Source organism: Pseudoalteromonas sp. DY56-GL79 (assembly GCF_041414765.1).
In the GTDB taxonomy this organism is placed as follows: Bacteria; Pseudomonadota; Gammaproteobacteria; order Enterobacterales; family Alteromonadaceae; genus Pseudoalteromonas; species Pseudoalteromonas piscicida.
In genome coordinates this window covers 47,045-65,975 of the sequence record NZ_JANHZS010000013.1, presented here as the reverse complement: position 1 = coordinate 65,975, position 18,931 = coordinate 47,045, and the positions used below count along the sequence as shown (strand labels likewise).

The 18,931-nt window shown below is 44.6% G+C and carries 18 protein-coding genes; 12 read left to right on the top strand and 6 right to left on the bottom strand.

All coding sequences use genetic code 11. From position 1 onward, the window contains the following. Positions 1 to 20 precede the first annotated feature (20 nt). Positions 21 to 884: a LysR family transcriptional regulator gene (locus NO992_RS10955; protein ID WP_371376995.1), complete on the bottom strand. Its 864-nt coding sequence runs from the start codon at positions 882 to 884 to the stop codon at positions 21 to 23. Between the two features lie 27 nt (positions 885 to 911). Next, positions 912 to 1,376 carry a hypothetical protein gene (locus tag NO992_RS10950; RefSeq protein WP_010370094.1) on the bottom strand — a complete coding sequence of 155 codons (465 nt, stop codon included), beginning with the start codon at positions 1,374 to 1,376 and terminating at the stop codon, positions 912 to 914. A gap of 288 nt (positions 1,377 to 1,664) precedes the next feature. On the opposite strand from NO992_RS10950, the gene NO992_RS10945 reads away from it, so the two are divergent. After that, positions 1,665 to 2,657: an LLM class flavin-dependent oxidoreductase gene (locus NO992_RS10945; RefSeq protein ID WP_371376992.1), complete on the top strand. Its 993-nt coding sequence runs from the start codon at positions 1,665 to 1,667 to the stop codon at positions 2,655 to 2,657. Between the two features lie 116 nt (positions 2,658 to 2,773). Here NO992_RS10945 and NO992_RS10940 read toward each other — a convergent pair whose 3' ends face one another. Then, on the bottom strand, positions 2,774 to 2,956 hold the full coding sequence (locus NO992_RS10940) for a hypothetical protein (RefSeq protein WP_017217709.1): 183 nt from the start codon (positions 2,954 to 2,956) through the stop codon (positions 2,774 to 2,776). A gap of 228 nt (positions 2,957 to 3,184) precedes the next feature. Between NO992_RS10940 and NO992_RS10935 the strand changes: the two genes are divergently transcribed. The 11 genes from NO992_RS10935 (at position 3,185) to NO992_RS10885 (ending at position 16,055) form a co-directional block, all read left to right on the top strand. Continuing rightward, positions 3,185 to 3,595, top strand: a complete 411-nt coding sequence (locus NO992_RS10935; RefSeq protein ID WP_088532905.1) for an NUDIX hydrolase — start codon at positions 3,185 to 3,187, stop codon at positions 3,593 to 3,595. Positions 3,596 to 3,615: 20 nt separating this feature from the next. Beyond that, positions 3,616 to 4,056: a DUF2214 family protein gene (locus tag NO992_RS10930; RefSeq protein WP_371376989.1), complete on the top strand. Its 441-nt coding sequence runs from the start codon at positions 3,616 to 3,618 to the stop codon at positions 4,054 to 4,056. Next, positions 4,053 to 4,469 carry a VOC family protein gene (locus NO992_RS10925; RefSeq protein WP_371376986.1) on the top strand — a complete coding sequence of 139 codons (417 nt, stop codon included), beginning with the start codon at positions 4,053 to 4,055 and terminating at the stop codon, positions 4,467 to 4,469. Before NO992_RS10930 ends, NO992_RS10925 begins: the two co-directional genes overlap by 4 nt. A 226-nt stretch (positions 4,470 to 4,695) precedes the next feature. Continuing rightward, entirely contained in the window at positions 4,696 to 5,595 is a 900-nt protein-coding gene (locus NO992_RS10920; protein WP_371376983.1) for a helix-turn-helix transcriptional regulator, read from the top strand. After that, positions 5,592 to 6,509 (top strand): dynamin family protein, encoded by a 918-nt coding sequence (locus NO992_RS10915; protein ID WP_371376980.1) that lies wholly within the window; start codon positions 5,592 to 5,594, stop codon positions 6,507 to 6,509. The genes NO992_RS10920 and NO992_RS10915 overlap by 4 nt, the downstream gene beginning before the upstream one ends. Positions 6,510 to 6,558: 49 nt before the next feature. Beyond that, the gene (locus tag NO992_RS10910; RefSeq protein WP_371376977.1) at positions 6,559 to 8,847 is read left to right on the top strand and encodes a dynamin family protein; all 2,289 of its coding nucleotides are present in this window, start codon (positions 6,559 to 6,561) and stop codon (positions 8,845 to 8,847) included. A gap of 51 nt (positions 8,848 to 8,898) precedes the next feature. Then, positions 8,899 to 9,852, top strand: a complete 954-nt coding sequence (locus tag NO992_RS10905) for a hypothetical protein (RefSeq protein WP_371376974.1) — start codon at positions 8,899 to 8,901, stop codon at positions 9,850 to 9,852. A gap of 11 nt (positions 9,853 to 9,863) precedes the next feature. After that, a complete protein-coding gene (locus NO992_RS10900; RefSeq protein ID WP_371376972.1) occupies positions 9,864 to 13,121 on the top strand; it encodes an ATP-binding protein in 3,258 nt (1,085 codons plus the stop codon). Next, positions 13,118 to 13,789: an HNH endonuclease gene (locus tag NO992_RS10895; protein WP_371376969.1), complete on the top strand. Its 672-nt coding sequence runs from the start codon at positions 13,118 to 13,120 to the stop codon at positions 13,787 to 13,789. The genes NO992_RS10900 and NO992_RS10895 overlap by 4 nt, the downstream gene beginning before the upstream one ends. Positions 13,790 to 13,806: 17 nt before the next feature. Further along, positions 13,807 to 14,211, top strand: a complete 405-nt coding sequence (locus NO992_RS10890) for an SMI1/KNR4 family protein (RefSeq protein WP_371376966.1) — start codon at positions 13,807 to 13,809, stop codon at positions 14,209 to 14,211. Between the two features lie 701 nt (positions 14,212 to 14,912). Beyond that, positions 14,913 to 16,055 carry an MFS transporter gene (locus tag NO992_RS10885; protein WP_371376963.1) on the top strand — a complete coding sequence of 381 codons (1,143 nt, stop codon included), beginning with the start codon at positions 14,913 to 14,915 and terminating at the stop codon, positions 16,053 to 16,055. Between the two features lie 94 nt (positions 16,056 to 16,149). Here NO992_RS10885 and NO992_RS10880 read toward each other — a convergent pair whose 3' ends face one another. Genes NO992_RS10880 through NO992_RS10870 form a run of 3 tightly spaced genes read right to left on the bottom strand, consistent with a single transcriptional unit; the run spans position 16,150 to position 18,930 of the window. Further along, the gene (locus NO992_RS10880; protein WP_371376960.1) at positions 16,150 to 16,956 is read right to left on the bottom strand and encodes a heme ABC transporter ATP-binding protein; all 807 of its coding nucleotides are present in this window, start codon (positions 16,954 to 16,956) and stop codon (positions 16,150 to 16,152) included. Between the two features lies 1 nt (position 16,957). Further along, positions 16,958 to 18,013: a FecCD family ABC transporter permease gene (locus NO992_RS10875; RefSeq protein WP_371376957.1), complete on the bottom strand. Its 1,056-nt coding sequence runs from the start codon at positions 18,011 to 18,013 to the stop codon at positions 16,958 to 16,960. Beyond that, positions 18,013 to 18,930: a hemin ABC transporter substrate-binding protein gene (locus tag NO992_RS10870; protein ID WP_253106136.1), complete on the bottom strand. Its 918-nt coding sequence runs from the start codon at positions 18,928 to 18,930 to the stop codon at positions 18,013 to 18,015. Before NO992_RS10870 ends, NO992_RS10875 begins: the two co-directional genes overlap by 1 nt. Position 18,931 lies beyond the last annotated feature (1 nt).

The window sequence follows — 18,931 nt, the reverse complement described above, 5'->3', positions numbered from 1 at the left end:
TTAAACTAACGTGGAAAATGTTATTTTGCGCAGTCGATCAGTATTTGTTTACTGCGCATAGCCTTAAGTAAAAAGCTGATAAGCCGCTTGACGTTGGGTAAGGATTTTTTTGTTGGATGGGTTAAGATCCATAAATCTGCATAGTGTTCACTCGCTGGTGCAAATTCGATTAAATTAGGAAAATGCCTTGCAATATAATGCGCCCCTCTGATCATACCAAGCCCTTTGGATGCAGCCTGATGACGCAGCACTAAATCTTCGATTGATAGAGAAATTGGGGCGTTTGGATAGGGCGTATCAAGTAGCCAAGTCGGTCTTTCTGTTACGCTGGCGGTTATCCAAGAAACGTTTTCACTCGTGCGTTTATCGAGATAGTCTTTATGCATGAAGTAGCCAAGTGAAATCGGAAATAGCCGGTGACCAACTAAGTGCTCATCCGGAACGTGAGAAGCTCGGATCACAACGTCGGCCTCTGATTTCTCTAGATTGGAAAGTGCATAGGTAGTATTTATCGACAGCGTGAGGTAAGGATTGTTTTGCTGAAATTCATGTAATTCGTCTAACAAGACAAACTGCAAAATCGCTGGGGGGATAGATAGGTTTATTTGTTGCTTTAACTGCTTAACCGAAGTGTTAATTTGGCTTAAGTGAGGGGCAAGGCAGGCTTCCATATTTTCAGCGGCACTGAGCAGCTGCAGTCCCAATTCAGAAAACGTGACTTTGCCTTGCGAAAGCATGCATATATCAAGACTAAAGCGTTGATTTAAAACATGTAGCCTGCGAGATACCGTCGTGTGGTTTACGCCGAGAACTTTGGCTGCACCTCTGAGTGTATTGGCGCGCTTTAAGGCAAGCAGTAATTGAAAGTCATCCCAGTTTTCCATGCCTACAACACCAAAGTTTAGATGCAATTAAAGTAAAGTGTTTTTCGCATCATGTACAGCGAACGCAGATATTTTCCATTCACCATCAACTAAATAGACGTAATAGCTTGCGCCTACTTTATTAAAAAGTGCGCCTGATTGGGTGTATCGCTCAGCGATGTTGCTCACCAACGCAATATTTTTATCAAGAAAATGAATACTGACCTTGCTCCATTTTACGTGACTGACACCTTGTTCTTTTAGGCGTGTTAAGAATACTTGCACCTGTTTATTCATTTGCGTTTGCGTGATCACGCTCGGCTTTGAACGTGATGACATTAACATAAGCGTATCTGTGTACAGTTGAGGGCTGGTTGGTAAATCACCAGTTTGCAGATAATGGTTGTATTTACTCATGTAGCTGTCGAACAGTTTATTGATTTTAGTTGTGTCCGTTTCTGCTAATAACTGGCTACTAAAAGTAAATAAAATAAACAGGATTGCGGTTCTCATAAGATGTTGCTCCAAGTCATTTTTTTATGAGTCTAGCAGGCAAAAGCTGGTTTTATGTGGATTATTATGTGTTTGCTATGTTGCGCTTACGCACCACGAAACTAAAGAATTTTACCTCAAATACAGGGTTAGCCTAATTGCCTAGTCATCAAATTACAGGTGAAGCAGGCTTCTTATCTGCAACATAGCGATAGTCGAAAATCAGCAACAATGTAGTGCGGGATTTCGGATTGAAATGGATGCTGCAACCCTTACTCTATGGTGTAACTCAAACCGTTAAGGATTGTTATGACTTCACTTGCTAACATGCCATTTTCTTTGCTCGAATTAAGCCCGATGAAAGAGCAAGATACCGTTTCACAAACCCTCGCTAACAGCGTAGCTTATGCGCAAAAAGCGGATGAACTCGGTTTTAAACGCTTTTGGATGGCTGAGCATCACAATATGCGTGGCATTGTCTGCGCAGCAACCTCCGTATTAATAGGGCATATTGCCGGACACACTCACAATATTCGGGTGGGGGCGGGTGGAGTGATGTTGCCAAACCATCCGCCACTAGTCGTCGCTGAGCAGTTTGGGACGTTAGAAAGCCTGTATCCAGGGCGTATTGACTTGGGGTTAGGGCGCGCGCCAGGCAGCGATCCAATTACCAGCCAAGCACTGCGTCGCGATGACAGACGTGCAGAACAATTTGATGACGAAGTCGCTGAATTACAAACCTTGCTCGGGCCTTATGATGGTCGCTCCTCGGTGCGTGCCATTCCGGGCGAAAACACTAAGGTACCGATCTGGTTGCTAGGTTCAAGTTTATACAGTGCCCAGCTCGCCGCAAAGCGAGGTTTACCTTATGCATTTGCGGGCCACTTTGCGCCACGATTCGTGCATGATGCTATTGCGCTTTACCGTCGCGATTTTCAACCATCAGAGGTATTAGATAAACCTTATGTAATGCTTGGTTTACCGGTAGTTGCAGCGGATACCGACGAGCAAGCGCAGTATTTAGCTACCACGTCAAAACAGCGTATCTTAGCGTTGATGCGAGGTCAGCCATTGTGGTTGAAACCCCCTGTTGACTCGATGGAGGGGCTGTGGAATGCCCAAGAGCAAATGCAAGTCGAAAGCTTTTTAGGGCTATCTGTTGTTGGTAGTCCCGCGACGGTTCATCATAAACTCAGCATGATTAAACGTGAGTTAGCGGTCGATGAGTTTATTTTTACCAACGATTTATACGAGCTAAGTGATAGAAAACATGCGCTTGAAATCTTGGCGGGCTTAATATAGCGGTAATAGGTCCTAAGCAAGCAGCTTAGGTTACACCACTGATTTTAAGAATGATTATAGATAGGCCACGGATGTGGCCTTGTCAGTCTCTATACAAAAAGTACAAAAATCGTACTTTACATAATCACACAAGGAAGGTGAACCGCAACAGATACGCAATCTACACGTGTTCCGACAGCTTGAGGGCGGTTGTTGTACTCTTGCTTCCCTCCCGCGATATTTGGTGTTTGAGCAAGGTTAAGCTGAAGCGACTGAGATGAAAGCGATTTCAAGCTTGTCTTTTTTATTTTTAATTTCATTACTTATTCCTTAGTTATCAATATGTTATTTTAAGTTTATTTACCCACCTTATCCAATTGGGTCGAATCACATTTTCATGTTTTTGCAATGATGTCAAACTTTTGAGTTTTGTGGTTTTTATGTAACTAAATTGTTTTAACCGGGTGTTGTAACTTTGTAAGCTGAACTACATGGATTCTTTAAGTTATGATTACCTAGTAGTCAATAAATAATGGTAAGGAAAAATGATGGATCAAGTTGTGCGCGTCGGGGTTGGCGTGGTCATAATGCACGATAATAAAATTTTGCTTGGTGAGCGCATCGGTGCTCATGGCGCACATACTTGGGCAACGCCGGGTGGCCATTTAGAGTATGGAGAGGACATTGAGGCATGCGCAATAAGAGAGGTGCATGAAGAAACGGGGCTAGATGTTGTAAACGTTGAAAAGCTGGGTTTTACTAATGATTATTTTGCCGATGAGCAGAAACATTATGTCACTCTGTTTGTCATGGCAAGGTGCGATACTCATAATGCAGAAGTTAAAGAGCCAAATAAATGCAAACAATGGCAGTGGTTTTCGCTTGATAAATTGCCGCAGCCTCTGTTTTTACCTTTGGTGAACTTTTTAGAAGAAAACAACACACTTTATCAGAACTAAAATAACAATTGGGGCATAGCATGGAAGAGATAGTCGTTAGATATATTCACTTTATCGGTATTTTATTTTTGGCATCAACGCTCGCGATTGAAAACATACTACTCTCCAAATCAATGAGTAGTCAGAGCATTAAGCGGTTAGCGGTAGTTGATGGCTTGTATGGTGTCAGTGCGCTTGTAACCCTTGGCGCAGGATTAACGCTATGGTTTGCAGTTGGCAAGCCCAGTGAATTCTATACTAAAAACCCGATTTTCCATGCCAAAGTCGGACTATTTTTGTTAATCGCTTTGTTATCTATCATTCCGACTGTGTTTTTATTGAAGCACCGTAATACAACAGCAGCTAATTTGTCTGTGCCCCAGCGCATCATCGTCATTAAAAGGCTAGAAATGCTGTTACTTTTAGTTTTACCGTTACTTGCTGCGCTTATGGCAAGAGGCTATGGGTTGCCCTCATCATGAAACAAAATATTGTCAATATTGCGCTCGTCGTCAAAGACTACGATGAGGCCATCGACTTCTACGTCAATAAACTAGGTTTTGAATTAATAGAAGACACCTATCAACCTGAGCAAGATAAACGCTGGGTGGTGATGGCACCGCCTAACTCTCATGGTACGGCGTTACTACTTGCCAGAGCTTCTACACCAGAGCAGCAGAAGTTTATTGGTGATCAAGCTGGTGGGCGGGTATTTTTATTTTTAAATACAGATGATTTCTGGCGTGATTATGAGCGCATGAAGTCTATTGGTATTCAGTTTATTCGCGAGCCACAAGAGCAAGATTATGGCACGGTTGCTGTATTTGAAGATCTCTATGGCAACCGCTGGGACTTATTGCAACTAAACCCAGATCATCCCTTGGCAAAGAGATGATCTCAAAGTTACCAAAATGGGTTGAGATCTGCGTCGAATGTAAAATATTATTATTTAATAATAGCCAATGTCTTTGACTTATTAATTGGTGGTTAGTATTGAGCAAATTCCTCTGTCTTAAAACTAAACAGAGAAAAATGAACAATTAGACTTTCCAAAAGACACAACCTGTCTCAATTCTGCTGTAACATACGTAATATTAAGTAAGGGACTAGATTCAAATTTTATGAAGAGCAATATTCTTGCAAATCGTTTAGCTGATATCACTGCCATGGCTTATGCTGGGCATTCACTAAATATTGATGAGTTGGCTGAAAAGTATCAAGTCAGCACTAAAACAATTCGCCGAGATTTTAATCGGCTGTGTGCTATACTCGAACGTTGTCCTGATACAGGCAATTACCTACTTTCGGCATCCGCTAAAGGCCAATATAACGAAAAAGATCTTGTCCGCTTAATTGACGCCATTGGACTTAAAAAAGCGTTTCCACTGAAAGCTGCTCAGTTTCTTCGTCGTATTATTAATGACTCGACCAGTGACTGTTATCACTTTCAAGAACAATCTCTTGAGGTGGATTTTATATCATCGCTTCATAGTTCCTTTGAGACTGCGATTAAAAATAGACAGACCGTTAGCTTCTTATACAAAGAAAAATCACGAACAGTCTCGCCATACCTCATGGTTTATAGCCACGGCAGTTGGTATTTAGCAGCCATGTCTGAAGGTGTATTAAAGACTTTCTCTCTTGCACGCATCAAGTTCGTGTGTGTCCAAAAAGAGCACTTCGATTATGACCCGTCAGTTGTCGAGAAAATCAAAGAACAAGACACTATTTGGTTTGGACACCCTATTTTTAACGTAACATTGGAAGTGTCGCGAGATGTTGCGTTTTACTTTGAACGCAAAGTCCTTCTACCAAAACAAAAAATCATCGAGAAGCGACAGGACGGCTCACTCGTCATTTCCTCCTCTGCATGGCAGTACAACCAAATAGTTCCGATTATTCAATATTGGATACCCAATATTCGCGTTATCTCCCCGAGTGAACTCGATGGCTATATCCGAGAAAATCTAACGTCCTGGATAGCCCAAACAAGTAGCGAAATTGAAAGCGCAGTGTTATGAAAAACAAAACGAAATATATACTCTTTGCAGCCTCTATGAGTGCAGGAAAATCTTCCCTTATTAATGCACTTCTCGGTCAAGAATTACTGCCAGCTGGCAATGAAGCGACGACAGCCAAAGTCGCAAGTATAACCGTTGGTGCGAAGACGAGGGCGAAGCCGGGCGCAAAGGCTTATTCCCACTCAGGTTCCATCGTTGCATCGAGCAACACACTTTGCGCAGAACAAATAAGAGCATGGAACCGTTCGGATGAAATCAGTGCTTTTGATGTTGTCATTCCTCATTCGGGGAGCAAATTACACTCAATGTTGGCAGGCTACACCCTGATTGACACTCCAGGAGCGAATAACAGTAGGGACGACCGCCACAAGGAACAGTTTATTCGTGCGATAAAGACTTACCCGAAAAGTCCGATTCTTTACGTGCTAAATGCCACGCAACTCGGCACAACAGATGATGCGGAGATCATTCGCACGATACGAGAAATCAATCCAAAACAATCCATCATCTTTGCATTGAATAAAGTAGACGCTCTAGATGAAGAAAAAGGCGAGACCGCTAAGCATTATGTGTCTCTCGCGCGCACATATCTGGAAGGTCTGGGCTACAAGAAAACCAAGATCATACCGCTCATGGCACAGTCTGCATTGATAGCGAAAAAATCGCTCAATCACCTTGATCTTGGGCGCGCCGAGCGAAATATCCTCCGCACTGAATTAGAGCGTTTTCGAGAAAAACCCTTCCACTTCAACAGTGCGGCTGCCGCTCCCCAAATGCTGAAAAAGAATGTGCGAAAAAGGCTCGCAAGAATTTCGAAAGGAAAATTCCCCGCGATGAGCAAAGAAGAGCTGAATGCCTTCGTTGACTACACCGGCTTAAGCACGGTGAACGCTCTCATCATGGGCGCAGCGTAAATACTGCCTGACTAAAACAATTTATCTCATATAAAAACGACACTTTACTATGAATCACATTGCTATAACACATAACCCATTTTTAGTAGAAACCGAATTTCTCATTAATGGTCACTCACCATCTGAAAGCTCCAACATCACGACATATAGCGCTAAGCGCCTCCAACTGTGGGTAGAACAGATTTTTGATGACTTGCAGGCGCTTTTTAACGGCAGCAAAGACTTCTTTATTGAATTCACCGGCGTAGAATCGGATTTCAATGACATTAAAGAAGCTGCCAACAATGCAATCCAAAAAGGCATGTGTGTTGAGCTGAAGTTCAATCCTGTATCGCCTGCTGAAGAGCGACTGGAAAAAATCAAATCGCTAATGACACGTGTCAGCAAAGAGTCATCAAAGTTTGCCGACTACCTAGCGAATAGCGATTTAAAAGCCAAGCAAGACTTCGAAGATGCATTGAACAATGATTTTGACGCGTATGTGGTCGCCACCATGTCTTCAGGCAAATCCACCTTTATTAACGCGATGCTGGGACAAGACTTGCTGCCGGCAGCGAATGAAGCAACCACTGCGACTATTGCCCACATTTTCGACAACAAAACCCAAGGCGACGCTTTTTACGGCGAACGTTTCAACAGCAATAGCAATCGCATTGAGTGTAATGACGCCGTTGACTTGGAAACAATGAAGGCGTGGAACGATGACAATGAAACTAAAACCATCGCGTTGAACGGCAATATCCGCGCGATCAAAGAAAACAACAATGTCCGTCTCGTACTGACCGACACCCCAGGACCGAATAACAGTCAAGATCCTGAACACCAGCGCACGACATTAGGATTTATCCAGGATTCAAAGCGTAATCCACTCATTATCTATGTGTTGAATGCAACACAGTTGGGCACTAACGATGATGCTCTGTTGCTAAGACTTGTTGCTGACACAATGAGCAAAGGCGGTAAACAAAGTAAGGACCGTTTCCTGTTTGTGGTAAACAAGATGGACATGTTTGACCCCGAACGCGGTGAGAACATTGAAGAAGCGCTAAATCGCGTGAAAAGCTACCTCGAAAAGAACGACATTCACGATCCTAACCTCTTCCCTGTGTCCGCACGTATGGCCTACCTGCTGCGTAAGCAAGGTGAATTAACTCGTGCAGAGCGTAACGACAAAACAAATATTGCCGACCTGCTGCTCGAAGAGCCAAGCATGGCGTTCCCGCAATATATGTCGGTAAGCACCTCTGCAATGTCTGCGATGCAGGAAAAAGCGCAACATGATGAAGCGTTGCAAGACAAAACCATGTGGCGTGCTTTGCTCAATAGTGGCTTACCGGGTGTTGAAGCTGTTATCGATGAGTACATCAATAAATACAGTTTCCCAATGCGACTAAACCGTGCGCATTTGGCCATGTCTGCGGCTATCGAGCGTGGAATGCAAGAGGCTGAGTTAATCAAACAACTGGAGATTGATGAGCAAGCGCTTTCGATACTGCAGTCAGAAATTCACAGCCTGAAAGCGCGTCGTGATCAGGGCTTCAATACACAAGCCTATAAAGAGCAACTCAAACAAGAAGGTCGAGACCTGCCAGAAGCCGTCCACGACACTTTGAACATGTTGGAAAAGCAAGCTTTTTCAACGGTCGAAGAACTAGGTGAGCATTATAATGGCGACAGCACTATCCGAGACGCTGAATCCATGCTCGACATGACCTCAAGTGAGATTACATTTAAGTTCAATCGATTTATCAACGAATACGAGCAGGCATTTGTGCACTCACAAGAGGTTATTAAGGAAAAGTTACATCAAGAGTATCTAGACCATATTGCTACATTATTCCCTGAAAGCAGCACACTTGAGCTTCCCGTCTTTCAGGCTCTAAAACACAGCATCACTGCTATTTCTCTTGATATCGAACTCAATCAAAGCGATATCAGCAAAAGGTCAGTGGTAAGCGGTTATAGAACCGTCAAAGATTCCAAGTGGTACAACCCTTTTTCTTGGGGGCGAACCCGCGAAGTGGAAGTGTACAGTGAAGAAGAATACGTTGATCTTCAAGAGCTTTGGAAAGAGCGGGTTATCCCAATTCGTGCCCAATTTGTATCCTTAAAAGACGACGCCATCAAACGCATCAGAGAGGATAAGGACAAGTTGATTGATAACTACCTCGCATTCTTAGAAGACGAATTTAGCACCAAGTTTGCTGCCATTCTCGCCGATCTAGAACAAAAAGTTAAAAACCAAACTCAGCGCGAGAACGCCATCGCTCAAGCAAAAACTGATATCGACGAGATTCGCGCTATCAAGCAAGAGCTGGAAGCCATCTTACTGTTTTAACCCGTTACTGACCCACTGAGAACATCAATGGGTTTTTGGAGGCCAAATACCATGACAGCATCCACGGAGCTTGTTGCGCCAAATCTAACAGCCGCAGAGTTTAAAGCGAAAATCATCAACTTTGTAAAAAGCAGAGATTTTAAAGCGGAGTTGCTCCGCCAAATATTGTCAGCTCTGCCTGGTGACAAACTCGCGCTTTTCGAAGAATACCGAACCAATACCACCACAGATCCAATTAGTGAAGACAGTTATAAATGGGAACGTGAGGGGGGGGCTTATTTTTCCTTGCAACTCCATATGGCAGAAGAAAATTTCTGTTTGGAACGATTAGAGCACCTTATTCAGGTGAAAAGTCACTTAACGGAACGAGGTATCGCTGGTTTTTCCCACCCCGTCTCCAGTTCGACAACAAGCCACGAAGAAGCAAAAAGTACAAAGGAAAACACAATGACCACTGATTTTTCATCTGTTGATTCAACAGGCTTCACTCCATCACGCTCGTTGAACAATTGCATTGAAAATGACGACATTTCGACCATACGCGTCGCATTGTTCATGGAGATGAATGATAAACGTCTATCGACTGTCGCATTGTGTCAAGCTATTGCATTTACTCTTTCTAAACATCCAAATCTATTTGTAACCTACGAAGAGAATGCCTACTCCCAAAAGATGGATTTTGACGCTACTAGTTGGAGCAAAGACTATTACCATATGCAAGAAGTGTATGCATCTTCCAACTTCTCTTTGGAACGCATTCGCCATTTGGTCGCAGTGCGTGAGCATGTATTTACGATTGCACAAGATGGCGCCCGACCTGCAACATTGCCGAAAACTCCGCCACAACACGCACCGAAGCAATCGACCCTGCATCGAGATCAACCATCGACGGGCAGCACTTATCGCCCTGAGTCTAAACCTGAGAACAACGTTCTGAAATCCTTGTTGTTGATTGGTGGTGCGGTGGCAGCCATCGCCTTAGTCATTCTGGCTGTAATTGTTTAGTGGGGCTTAGAATGAATCTATCAACGACTGAAAGGGAACAACTTACTTCTCTTACCGAGTTGCTTCCCGCACAGCAAGAGGCGCTGACGACGCTATCTACTGCGCATGCATTGGTTAACAAAAGTTATCTTGCTGAACTTAAACACTACAATGTGTTGCCAGTGGAAAACCAACAAAGCCTTCCACTTAACCGTGGTGGCGATGTACGCATTTTCCGTGTGGAACGTTTGATTCAGGAAAACAAGCAATCGGTGCTAGAAAGTACCACCGCAGCTTACACTGCATTGGGAGCAGCGGGATACTCAGTGTTCCTTTTCTTAAAATCTGATGGAAACGAGACACTGCTCTACATTGGTACACGTGGTGATCCCGGGAAAATGTTGGGCCAAAACTCAGGAGATTTGTTGCAAGAAACCTTCAAAGGGCATTTCCCAGGTAGCAAATTGACTTCGTTAAACGGTGCGCAGGTAGATGCATTATTAAATGGACTTAGTGAAGAAAGTTCGAGTAAAACAGTTACCGCAGTCAGCAGTGTGCCTGGTCTTTCTACAGAAGACCAGACTCATTTTATGCAAGGGCTAGAGCGTTTTATCGATGCGGCAGAAAACCGCACTTATGAGGGGCTGATCCTCGCTGAGCCCGTTTCTATGCAAGCATTGAATACCGTACGTACAGGATATGAGCAGGTGGCGACCCAGCTTTCCGCTCTGTCAAATCGCCAATACAGCTATGGCATTCAGGACAGCGATGCTATTAACCTCAGCATCAGCGAAGGACTGAGCCACTCTTTGGGAGAAAGCCTCGGGCTGACCGAAACAACAGGTACCAGTGAAAGTACAACAACATCGGTTTCCCGTTCTCACACCACCAATGAAAGTAAATCCTCGCCAAACAAAAAGGATAAAATAATTGGAATGGGAGCCATGGCTCTAGGATCTGCAGCAGGTATCTTCGCTGGGCCATTAGGGGTAATGATTGGCGGACAAGTTGGTGGGCAAGTTGCGAGCATGTTTCAAACAACAGACACAATCGGCTCCTCTGAATCTACCTCAACAAGTGAAAGCAGCAGTCATTCGACTAACCAGTCGACGGCAACCAGTACCACAACAACAGAAACAGACACACATAGCACGACCAACACCAAAGGCCTAACGCAGACCCACGGCTCAACACAACAAGTGAGTTTTGAGACAGCGGACAAAGGCATTTTGAATATGCTGGAGAAGGTCGACCACCATCTAAATCGTATCAACGAGGCAAAAAGCCACGGTGGCTGGCTCAGTACCGCTTACTTTGTCAGTGACAGCGCAGCCTCCAGTGAAGCTTTGTCTAGCATTTTCTTGGGCCTCACCCGCGGAACTCAGTCGTCCATGGAAGATTTTGCTCTGACCACATGGACCGGCAAAAAAGCCAATGCAATAACACAATGGCTGGGGCAGCTCATGCACCCTCGACTTGAACCGAGTTTTGCAGGGAATACTCACATCCCCTACCTCACTCCTGCTACCTTGGTATCGAGCAAGGAGATGGCGCTACAGCTAAGCCTTCCTCGTCGTTCTACATCTACCGTCGTGGTGCAAGAAACCGCCGCATTTGGCCGGAAAGTGCAGACGCTGAATGCTGATGTCACTAGCACAAACTCGCGAACTATATCATTGGGCCAAGTACGTCACTTATGGACCGACTTGCCACAAACTGTGGAATTAGACCTTGACCAACTAACAAGCCACACCCTGATCACTGGTTCAACAGGTTCAGGCAAAAGCAATACGGTTTACGCGCTACTGGATCAAGCAATACAACAAGACATTCCATTCTTGGTCATTGAGCCTGCAAAGGGCGAGTACAAGCACGTCTTTGGAAATCGCCCAGATGTGCGTGTTTTGGGCACAAATGATCGATTTACAGAACTGCTGAAAATCAATCCGTTTTCTTTCCCTGAACAAACCCATGTCCTTGAGCATGTGGATCGCTTGATTGAAGTGTTTAACGTCTGCTGGCCAATGTATGCCGCAATGCCTGCCATTCTCAAAGATGCAGTGCTGAGAAGTTATGAGGCCTGTGGGTGGGATTTGCGTGACTCAACGTCAACACTCAGTTCTCCGTTGTTCCCGACGTTTGCCGATTTGCTTATGCAGCTAGAGTCCGTCATCGCCCAATCGGCTTACTCGGACGAAATGAAGAGCAACTATACAGGTGCATTAGTCACGCGTGTGCGATCAATGGTTAACGGACTGAACGGCCATATCTTTGCTGCTGATGAAATCAGCAATGCCGACCTGTTAGACCGCAATGTCATCATTGATTTGAGTCGAGTCGGGTCGCAAGAAACCAAATCGCTGTTGATGGGGCTGTTAATCATTCGACTTGGTGAATACCGTGCTGAACAAATGCTCATGAACCAGCCTCTCAAACACATTACTGTGTTGGAAGAAGCTCACAATATCTTGCGAGCAAACCAATCAACAGGGGGAGCAGAAGGCGGCAGCGTTGCGGAGAAATCAGTTGAAATGCTGTCGAATGCCATCGCAGAAATGCGAACGTATGGCGAAGGCTTTATCATCGCGGATCAATCACCGTCAGCGGTACATATTTCAGCTATCCGCAATACCAACACGAAAATCTTGATGCGTTTGCCAGATGAAGCAGACCGCTTGTTGGCAGGGAAATCTGCAGCACTAACGGATGAGCAAGTTGACGAAATGGCCCGCTTGCCTCGAGGGGTTGCGGTGGTGTATCAGAATGAATGGCTCGAAGCTGTATTATGTAAAGTCAGCCGTTTTTCTGGGCAAGAAAGCTCCTACCAGTATCAAGCAGTGCCAACTAACACGATGAGTGAAATGTCGTTTCGCTTTAATTTAGTCACTCATCTTTTGAGTGAATACAATCAAGTGGAGTCAGAAACGAATGGGGAGCAATTGGCAGAAACTCTCTTCCGAAGTAATTTGCCAACGACAATGAAAGTTCGACTCAGACAGTATTTGCGTTCTGGTCTGACAGATCTTGTTTTCCGCGACTTTGCATTTTTAGTACCTCATTTGTTGGATTGTAAACATCAGTTAGAGAGCGTTATTTGTAAGGCAAAGAACGTAGAACAAATACATTCTCGTCTCCAAATGCTGGTATTGGAGAAGTTTAACAATGCGGCTCAGGAGCAAGTGATTATGATCATCCAGCCTTTACTGAGATCATTAGTCCCGAATGGAGAGATATACATGAAACTCTACTCAGAGTGGAGACAGTTTGCTAAGACGGACGTTGCATTATGAAGGATTTATTTATACCAAAAGAGATTGCAGATAAGCTTCAACCCGAGCTGTCAAAAACATTAGAGCATATTAACCCAGTAAATATCGATTTAAGTGAACTAGACCGTCCTATTTTGAAAACGGCAGACTTTAAGCTTGAGTGTAAAGAAAGTGAAACTCGACCTTTGACACAACAGGAAAAGGACTTTTATCGAGAAAAACTCGGCTGCTCAGAAAATTTAATTGAAAATGCTACTATCGATGAAAATGGAAAAATTTACATAAAAACAATTAATGAAAGTAAAGAAGGTCAAATAGGTGAAGATGGCGTTGAATATGTACGCCGGACAATTGAAGTCAATGGCATTGAAGTTGAAGGCGTGTTCCCTCAATTCGAAAGCGCAATTGATATACAACTTCCCGAGGAACTGATCCAAGCGACAGATTCTGAACAAGCTAAATTTGCAAACCAAGAGCTAAAAGAAAAGGTTCAAAGTGATCCTGATTTTGCAATGCAGTTCAACGATGAACAGCTTGAGCAGATTGAGAATGGTGAAACCCCAGATGGTTATACTTGGCATCACAGTGAAGAGTATGGCGAAATGCAGCTGATTAGCACGGAAGATCATCAAAATAACCGTCATACTGGTGGCAAAGCCATTTGGGGCGGCGGAAAAGAAAACCGTTGATATAGAGGATTTTAAAAATGAAAGAATGGCGTTACATCAAACCTTTGGCAGCGGAAGGTCTCATTCCTGACGCTCAAGAAAAATTAGGCTACAACTTTGTCGATTCCTATATCGACTTTGTTAAGAAATACAATGGCAGTCGACCTCCTGTGAGTGTATTCAGTACCAGTACATCGCAAGAAAGAACGATAAAGTCCTTTTTGTCATTTAACCCCACTGATGTAGAAAACATCATTAAGTTAAACCAAGCTGTCTCTGAGATCTCCGCAAAACTGGCTGCTTTCGCGATAGATAACTTTGGCAACTACATTTGCTTTGACAAACAAAATGATACGGTCGTCTTTCTGGATTTTGAGACAGGAGAAACAGAGCTGATCGACAATACGTTTTCTGGTTTCTTGCTAAAAATTGATACGGAATAAAAATAGAAGTTAAAGTATTGACCGACACAAAGTTACAATTTTTACCACCGCAGAGAAACACATATTGTAGTAACTTAGGTTGGAATATAGAGGCGCAGCTATGTATGATGAAGGCTTTGTAATACAAGGCCTTTGCAGAGCTCAATCGGCTCACACGAAATCCGTAGATGCAGTTATTTAGCACATCGTTGCGTTGACGTATCTCAATTTGGATTATTGACTACTTAATCGACATCGTATAAATTGGCGCACGATTTTAATTTGGATCTTTCCACGATGTTTTACATCCTATTTAAGAATTTTGTTAGAAGGCTCTGCTCCGTGCATTAACACGATGAAGTGTTGCTCGGAGCTTACTTTCTAAATCTTCATCAGAGGCATTGGCGACTACCAGAATAAAGGTGGGAGGCGTCAGTGTATCTGATGATTGGAAAGACGAAGCCGGCGATGATACTTCATCGCCGGCTTTTTTGTGCCCGAAATTCAGTGGCACACGTTTTCGAATTTTTTTGAAACGAGAGGTCGGTATCACAGCCGATCTCCCGTTTTTTATGGATGTAATTTAATGAATTTGCTTTTAAATGACCTGATGACGTCAGGTAGTGACTCGTACAAAGATAAGCTAAATGTTGGCTTTATTTCTTTTGCTTTGCTGAACACTTGCAAGGTAAACGTTTGCTGCGCAAAAAAGGGGTGAAGAGATGTTATTGACTTTATTACTTGCCTTTATTGCGTTTTTAGTTGGCGCCGATGAGCTGATGCTTGGGCCTATTCTTGAGCCTATTGGACTCGAATTAGGTGTAAAGCCTGAGCGAGTTACACTGTTTATTACCACTTACAGCGTTGCCCTAGCGATTGTGGCTCCGCTATTTGGGGCACTCTCAGATAAAGTAGGGCGCCGCGCTATCATCTTGCCTGCAATCGTTGTTTTTGGTGGTGCCTCCATCGTGACAGGGCTTGTCACTTCATTTGAGTGGGGGTTGGTTGCTCGTGTGATCACGGGGATTGCCAGTGCTGGCATGCTACCGGTTGCATTTGCCATCGCGGCAAGCTCTGGTGAAGATGCGCTAAAGCGGATCGGTTGGGTGCAAGCAGGCTTAACCCTTGGCATGATCTCAAGTCCTGCGTTTGGCGCATTTTTAACGCATTTAATGTCGTGGCGAGCGGCTTTTGTTGCACTCGGGATCGCTACTTGGGTTGTGGCGTTATTACTTACTGTAAACCGCAGTGCGCTCCCAAATGACAAAGCTGTAGAAGGCACCAAGATATCAGTCAAGCTATGGCAAATCCCCGGTGTTGTTGGCGCGTTACTTACCATGTGTATTGGTTTAGGTGGTGGTATTGGTTTGTTCAATTTGGTTGGGCAGCATTTACGAGATACACAAGCACTGTCAGTGTGGTTTATTGGTGTACTGTATGCCTTATTAGGCTTAGTGAGTGTTGCTGGAAACTTGATGATGCCAAAACTCGCAACCCATTTTGAAAGTGGACGGCAGGTCATGCGTGCGTCATTGGTTGTTTGCCTCATCGCTAGTAGCGGTCTTTATTGGTATCAAGGTATCTCTCTTATACCGTTATACGTTTTGATGACACTTTGGGCATTGGCTGGCGGCATTGGTGCTCCGGCATTACAGGCATATATTTCAGAGCTTTCGCCTGCACATCGCGGTGTGCTCATCTCACTGGCCATGAGCATGATGCACATTGGTGTAGCGATTTGGTCTGCCGTCGCGGGTTTTGCTTACAGCCTAGATGTGGCTGCGATGGCGCTGCTTGCTATTATTTTGTTTAGTCTTGCCATTTGGTGTTTGCGCCCCGTAAAAGGGCATCACTTTAGGAGGTAACTAGCAACTTGCTTAATTTTAGCTTCATAGTTGGGAGCTGAGTTAAGCGAGCTGATTAAACAGGCTGGTGTATGCCAGCCTGTTTAAGTGCAGGTTATTTTCCAGCCGCAAGTCCAAACGTTTTAGTAACACCCAGGGTTGGTAAAAACATATCTGAAAGCGTGATCTCTGCATCAATCCCATAGGTACTCATTAATTGAGCGTTACTGAGTACTTCCTCTGGGGATCCGGTGGCAACCAATTCGCCTTGTTGTAGCAGATATACCTTATCGGCAAAGCTCGCAGCGAGAGCTAAGTCATGTACCACTGCGACTACGCCAGCCCCCTGCTTAGCTACTTGCTGAGCTAGCTTCATGACTTGATACTGATGATATAGATCTAGGCTTGCAGTAGGCTCGTCAATCATCAGGTAGCAGGGGTTGTTCGCATCTAAGGTAGGTAGCAGCTGGCAAAGCACCCGCGCAAACTGAACCCTTTGCTTTTCTCCCCCTGATAGCTGAGTAAAGCACCGCTTTGCTAAATGCTCGACTGATAAAGTTTGCATCGCTTGCTGTGAATACTCACGAAGCGAGTACGGTGTACAATTGTGCTGATGTACATAGTGCGACATATCCACTATCTCTTGCACGCTAAATGGGAACTCACAATCATATTGCTGCGTGAGTACGGCGCGGATATGAGACAGTGCCAAGGCACTTAAGTCTTGCACCCGTTGTTGATGATAGGTGACATCGCCCTGTGATAGAGAAATATCGCCACACAGCGCCTTGAGTAGGGTAGACTTGCCTGCCCCGTTGGGGCCAAGAACAACGGCAAACTCCCCCGGGTTGATTGAAAAATCAATGTTTTTGAGCAACAATTTTTGCCCCACTTGGACACTGACGTTATGCGCTTCTAACATACTAAAGCTCCTTTATACGATACGTTTTTACCAGCATGATCAGGAAAAAAGGGCCTCCTAAAGCGCTGGTGATAAGGCCTATCGGTAATTCTGATGGGAGAATGAGTGTGCGCGCGAGCAAGTCCGCCAAACACAGTAAAATTGCCCCACCCAACATCGAAGCTGGTAATAAATAGCGGTGATCTGGGCCGATTAATAAGCGCACTATGTGAGGAACAATAAAGCCAACGAAACCAATAATACCAGTTAGCGCAACCGCCGCACCGGTGCACAGTGCGGTATAAACAAATACCTTCTTTTTTAAACCTACGACATCGACCCCGAGGTGTCTAGCTTGTTGCTCGCCAAGTAAATAGAGGTTGAGCGGTTGAGCTAAGCGGCTAAAACCAAAGCAGCAAGCCAACATTAAACACAGCGATGGGATGATAGTTGTGAAACTATTGCCTGCAAGTGATCCCATGCTCCAAAAGGTTAGGTCGCGTAACTGTTGATCTGAGCTGATCAACGTCAGTATTCCGATGACCGCACCAACAATGGCGTTTACTGCTATGCCTGCTAACAACAAACTGACAATTGTGAAGCGATTTCCTTGGCTGGATAAACGGTAGATTAAACTACACACACCAAGACAGCCCAGAAAAGCACCGATTGGCACGGCGTAAATACCATAATAATCAGCAAATCCACTGAGTAACGTAGAGCCTAGTACGATGGTACTAATTGCACCAAGTGCGGCACCACTAGAGATCCCAATTAACCCTAGATCTGCCAGCGGGTTTCTAAAGACTGCTTGCATTGCGGCGCCGCATGCACCAAGTCCGGCACCCACCACAATTGCGAGCATTAATCTTGGTAATCTAATTTGCCAGATCACCGCGTGTTCTAAGTTACTTGATTGACCTGCAAAGAGAATATCCATCAGACGACTGTAGCTAATGCTCACCCCGCCGCTGCTAAGGCCAATGAGGCTCACCACGATACAGCCGATAATCAGTCCCAACAACATCCATTTTCTGGCAACTTCAGCGGGAATTAAAGATTGCTCGAGTGCTAGCATTACAGAGACTCATTTTTTGGTGCAGACTGGGCTGCTCGAAATCGGTAACCCTTGGGCAGTGTGGCGTCTGGGTGGAGTAAGGTCGCCAGCTCAACCACGGCTTGTGGCGTGCGTGGGCCCATGCCAAGTAAATACGTTCCATCGATAAGTATAACCCTGTTGTTTTTAACGGCGTTTGAGAACTTAAAGTGGGGAACTTGGCTTAAATCCATCGCTTTTTGCTCGCCATGGCGGCCCATACTAATGATGACATCAGGATCCATGGCGATGGCCGCTTCGGTTGCGAGCGGCTTCCAACCGTCAAAATGCTGTGCTGCAACATTAACGCCGCCAGCTGCGTTGATAACCTCATCTGCAGAATTTCCAGCACCCGCAACAATTGGTTGGCCGCTACGAAGGCTCAAAACAAATAATACCTTAGGTTTGTTATTCACTTGTTTCAGGACATGAGTTAAGGCTTTTCTGTCGGCTTGAATATATTCGACTAGCGCTTGGCCTTTATCTTTAACTGCCAGTAATTCGGCGATTGTTGTTATTTTTTCTTCGACACCAGCAAGATCATCGTTATCACTGAAAATATAGGTGGGGAGTCCGGTCTCCTGAAGTTGTTTTAATACCTTGTCAGGGCCGGTGTCGGCCTCGCCGAGTAACAAGTCTGGATTCAAGGAAAGGATCCCTTCAACGTTGATTTTTCTTACGTAACCGATTTGTGGTTTATCGGTCGCAGCAACAGGGAAGACGCTAGTACTGTCTACGCCAACAATACGATTTTCCTCGCCAAGTGCATAAATAATCTCTGTGATAGAGCCACCAGAAACCACGATATTTTTGGCACCTTGATTAGCATAGGTAGGTTGAAGAACAGAAGTGAGTAGTAGCAAACTAGAAGTTAGCAGTGTCGTAATTTGAGCTTTCATT

Coding starts and splice junctions, on each gene's coding strand:
- NO992_RS10955 (WP_371376995.1), bottom strand. CDS start 884: ATGGAAAACTGGGATGACTTTCAATTACTGCTTGCCTTAAAGCGCGCC.
- NO992_RS10950 (WP_010370094.1), bottom strand. CDS start 1,376: ATGAGAACCGCAATCCTGTTTATTTTATTTACTTTTAGTAGCCAGTTA.
- NO992_RS10945 (WP_371376992.1), top strand. CDS start 1,665: ATGACTTCACTTGCTAACATGCCATTTTCTTTGCTCGAATTAAGCCCG.
- NO992_RS10940 (WP_017217709.1), bottom strand. CDS start 2,956: ATGAAATTAAAAATAAAAAAGACAAGCTTGAAATCGCTTTCATCTCAG.
- NO992_RS10935 (WP_088532905.1), top strand. CDS start 3,185: ATGGATCAAGTTGTGCGCGTCGGGGTTGGCGTGGTCATAATGCACGAT.
- NO992_RS10930 (WP_371376989.1), top strand. CDS start 3,616: ATGGAAGAGATAGTCGTTAGATATATTCACTTTATCGGTATTTTATTT.
- NO992_RS10925 (WP_371376986.1), top strand. CDS start 4,053: ATGAAACAAAATATTGTCAATATTGCGCTCGTCGTCAAAGACTACGAT.
- NO992_RS10920 (WP_371376983.1), top strand. CDS start 4,696: ATGAAGAGCAATATTCTTGCAAATCGTTTAGCTGATATCACTGCCATG.
- NO992_RS10915 (WP_371376980.1), top strand. CDS start 5,592: ATGAAAAACAAAACGAAATATATACTCTTTGCAGCCTCTATGAGTGCA.
- NO992_RS10910 (WP_371376977.1), top strand. CDS start 6,559: ATGAATCACATTGCTATAACACATAACCCATTTTTAGTAGAAACCGAA.
- NO992_RS10905 (WP_371376974.1), top strand. CDS start 8,899: ATGACAGCATCCACGGAGCTTGTTGCGCCAAATCTAACAGCCGCAGAG.
- NO992_RS10900 (WP_371376972.1), top strand. CDS start 9,864: ATGAATCTATCAACGACTGAAAGGGAACAACTTACTTCTCTTACCGAG.
- NO992_RS10895 (WP_371376969.1), top strand. CDS start 13,118: ATGAAGGATTTATTTATACCAAAAGAGATTGCAGATAAGCTTCAACCC.
- NO992_RS10890 (WP_371376966.1), top strand. CDS start 13,807: ATGAAAGAATGGCGTTACATCAAACCTTTGGCAGCGGAAGGTCTCATT.
- NO992_RS10885 (WP_371376963.1), top strand. CDS start 14,913: ATGTTATTGACTTTATTACTTGCCTTTATTGCGTTTTTAGTTGGCGCC.
- NO992_RS10880 (WP_371376960.1), bottom strand. CDS start 16,956: ATGTTAGAAGCGCATAACGTCAGTGTCCAAGTGGGGCAAAAATTGTTG.
- NO992_RS10875 (WP_371376957.1), bottom strand. CDS start 18,013: ATGCTAGCACTCGAGCAATCTTTAATTCCCGCTGAAGTTGCCAGAAAA.
- NO992_RS10870 (WP_253106136.1), bottom strand. CDS start 18,930: ATGAAAGCTCAAATTACGACACTGCTAACTTCTAGTTTGCTACTACTC.